General features: G+C 45.6%; 5 protein-coding genes. 1 reads left to right on the top strand and 4 read right to left on the bottom strand.

Going from position 1 to position 3,435, the window contains the following annotated elements:
* The 3 genes from PLE34_RS21770 to PLE34_RS21760 all read right to left on the bottom strand — a co-directional run.
* On the bottom strand, nt 1-230 hold a 230-nt coding region (locus PLE34_RS21770; RefSeq protein WP_324560748.1), incomplete at its 3' end, for a hypothetical protein.
* Between the two features lie 105 nt (nt 231-335).
* Complete coding sequence (locus PLE34_RS21765) at nt 336-1,523, bottom strand: acetyl-CoA C-acyltransferase (RefSeq protein WP_324560745.1); 1,188 nt, start codon at nt 1,521-1,523, stop codon at nt 336-338.
* Between the two features lie 186 nt (nt 1,524-1,709).
* Nucleotides 1,710-2,159, bottom strand: a complete 450-nt coding sequence (locus PLE34_RS21760; RefSeq protein ID WP_324560743.1) for a hypothetical protein — start codon at nt 2,157-2,159, stop codon at nt 1,710-1,712.
* Nucleotides 2,160-2,430: 271 nt separating this feature from the next.
* Here PLE34_RS21760 and PLE34_RS21755 point away from each other — a divergent pair, with 271 nt between their 5' ends.
* Nucleotides 2,431-3,027, top strand: coding sequence for a DJ-1/PfpI family protein (locus PLE34_RS21755; RefSeq protein WP_324560740.1), 597 nt, complete (start codon nt 2,431-2,433; stop codon nt 3,025-3,027).
* A 72-nt stretch (nt 3,028-3,099) separates the two neighbouring features.
* Here PLE34_RS21755 and PLE34_RS21750 read toward each other — a convergent pair.
* Nucleotides 3,100-3,435 (bottom strand): sugar phosphate isomerase/epimerase family protein (locus PLE34_RS21750; RefSeq protein ID WP_324560737.1); only part of this gene is annotated, 336 nt, incomplete at its 5' end.

Raw genomic sequence — 3,435 nt, 5'->3', positions numbered from 1 at the left:
ACGGCGACCGCCCCGGCACGTGTCTCACGTGCCGGAAAATATGCAAAGCGAAAATTTGGGATGCATCCGTTGGGATTCGCTTCGGATTTCGGATTCCCCGCTTCGGATTTAGTATTTGAAATTTGCCTGTCATGGTGAGCCTGCCCGCCGCGGTGGGGTGCGAACCATCTGTATCTATTTGCTTTTTGTGATTTGGCTTTTGGTGTTTTCCCTTCGGATTTCGGATTCAATGCTTCGGACTTTGTATTCTATTTGGTTCTTGTGATTTGGCTTTTGGTTCTTTGTATTCCCTTCGGATTTCAGATTTCCGAATCCGGATTTACTCTGGCATCCTTCTACTTCACGTTTTCAATTACCATAGCGCTTGCTCCGCCACCACCATTACAAATACCCGCGGCGCCGTACCTGGCATTATTTTGTTTGAGCACATTAATGAGTGTAACGATAATCCTGGCGCCGCTGGCACCTAAAGGATGACCAAGCGCAACCGCTCCCCCATTCACATTTACCGTTGCCGGATCGAGCTGCATTCTCCTGCTGTTTTCAATAGCTACCACGCTGAAGGCTTCATTTATTTCCCAGTAACTGATATCTTTCATTTGCAAGCCTGCTTTAGCCACCGCCTTAGGTACCGCTATGGAAGGAGTAGTGGTAAACCATTCAGGCGCCTGCTCCGCATCGGCATACGAAAGTATACGTGCAATGGGCTTCAGCCCCAGTGCGTCTGCATTTTCCCCGCTCATTAATACCAGTGCAGCAGCGCCATCATTCATAGTGCTTGCATTAGCGGCGGTAACAGTTCCGTCTTTCTGAAAAGCGGGATTAAGCGAAGTTATTTTATCAAACTTCACATTAAAGGGTTCCTCATCTTCCGCAATCAAAACCGGGTCGCCTTTTCGTTGCGGCACTTCTACCGGCACGACCTCATCAGCAAAATGATTTTTCTCCCAGGCCTGCTGACTACGTTTATAACTCTCTACAGCAAATGCATCCTGCGCCTCCCGGCTGATGCCACATACGCCTGCACATAACTCGGCCGCATTGCCCATTGCTTTACCATCATATACATCCGTTAGTCCGTCTTTTGCCAAACCGTCTATCAGTGCCGTATTGCCATATTTATTACCCCATCGCATCTGCTCAACATAAAAAGGCACATTACTCATACTTTCCATACCGCCGGCCACCACAATATCCGCGTCACCCAGCGCTATGCTTTGCGCCGCCAGCGCAATAGCCTTCATGCCGCTGGCACATACTTTATTAACGGTTGTGCAGTTTACTTCATCGGGCAGGCCTGCAAACTTAGCCGCCTGCCTGGCCGGGGCCTGCCCCAGGTTTGCCTGTATTACACAGCCCATCAGCACATCCTGCACCTGCTCCGGCTTAATGCCCGCTTTTTGTATAGCGCCTTTGATAACCGCCGCGCCTAATTTTGCAGCAGACAAATCCCGGAGTGAACCGCCGAAACTGCCGATAGGTGTTCGCACCGCTGAGATAATTACCACATCTTTCATAAACATGTTCAATTAGTTTATCAAAGATAACCAAAGAAATGCACCGTACAGAAATGTACATGCACACATTCCCGCAGCGTGCCAGGCTTTTCAAAGCGCTGGGTCACGCTGCGGGAATTGAAATTAATTTTTGTGCCTGCTAATTTCCGAATATTATTTTTCTCAGCTAACAGGCAGAAACATCATATCCATTCATTTAAGGCGAAGAAGTGCAAGCGTTTCACCTTTCGGAAGCTCCCGGGCGGAATAATGAAGGCTGAGCTCATGACGTGCATTATTCTTTTCTAATTGCAACAGCTCATTTACCGGTATTACCATGCTTAAATCGGAGCCGCTGGCATTGGTAAACGTCCATTTCTTTAATGAATTTCCCCTCTCATCTTTTAAAACAATAGTTCTGTCAGTACCGGCTCCTTCTAAAGTGCAGTGTTTGTAAATGACGCGCAACTGATCATTTTCTTTTGCCTGGCCCAATTGCAGTATCCTTAAATTCAAAGGCTGGTTCACCGACTGCTTCAGGATCAGTTTGTTATTGAGATATATCTCATAACTATCCAATCCCAGCTTTGTTGTGAAACTAAATGCAGTGAAGCATAATGTAATCAGCGCAAACATTTGCGCGTGTTTAATGGCTTGTTTCATAATGTAAATTTTTAAATAAAAAATACCTGACTCATCTCTGACAGCAATATTAAGAGGATAGAAAATGAAGCAGAAAAATAGTAGACCAGTACACAAAATAATAGACGAATGACCGGTCGTTCTTCGCAGCCAGATAGCTATGCTTTGTTGTTTATAGGCCATGGCCGTGGAACTGCTATGGTAAATTTTGCATCTGCCAGCATTACAACTTCTGTAACTTTATGTATGCTATAGAACGTTTATTCTTTCACCTCATTAAATATTATGCATTATGACAAAGAAAATTTTAATGCTGGCCGGCGATTTCGTAGAAGACTACGAAGTAATGGTGCCCTTTCAAAGTTTACTGTCTGTTGGCTGCGAAGTGCATGCCGTTTGCCCTGATAAAAAATCGGGCGATACTGTTGCCACTGCTATTCACGATTTTGTTGGCTTTCAAACGTATGCAGAGCTGCGGGGACACAACTTTCAGTTGAATAAAACTTTTAGTGAAGTAAATCCTGAAGATTACGACGGACTGTATATATGCGGTGGCAGGGCCCCTGAATATATCCGGCTGAATAAAAAAGTGCTGGAAATTACCCGGTATTTCTTTGATGCCGGCAAACCGGTAGCGGCAATATGCCACGGTATTCAAATCTTAACTGCGGCAGGCGTGTTGCAGGGCAGAACGCTTACGGCTTATCCTGCCATTGGCCCGGATATTACCCTGGCTGGCGGAACCTATAAAGATGTACCGGTTACTGAAGCGGTAACAGACGGCAATCTTACCACTTCTCCGGCATGGCCCGGGCATCCTGCCATACTGAAAGAATTTTATACCTTATTAGGCATTAAAATCAAAGCAGCAGCAACGGTTACAGCTTAGCACACTTTATGCTCCGGCTGATGCAATGTTAACCGGAGCATAAACTTTTGTTGAGCGCGCTAAAAATTGTGTTTACGCTCCCAATGCGTGCTTAGCATACGCCAAACATTTTTGGGTTTCCTTTACCGCATCGGAGCCTTCAGGAATTTCATATTCAAGTTCAATGCTGGCAGGAATATTATATTTTTTTTCTTTCAGGAGATTGAGTATTTCTTTAAGTGGTGTATCGCCCTGGCCCCAGGGCAAATTGGCGCCGCCATTTTCTTTGGTCTTACGGTCTTTAATATGTAAGCTGGTAATCCGGTTGTGCTTTGCCTGTATAAGCGCTAACAAAGTTGCTTTGGTATTATTTCCACCGGCAGCTATATAATGGCCGCAATCGAGGTTCATGGAATTGTAAGGCGACTG

It is taken from the genome of Agriterribacter sp. (assembly GCF_035445465.1).
Lineage (GTDB): Bacteria > Bacteroidota > Bacteroidia > Chitinophagales > Chitinophagaceae > Agriterribacter.
The sequence above is the reverse complement of the archived record's forward strand: the minus strand, read 5'-3'. Positions and strand labels throughout refer to the sequence as shown.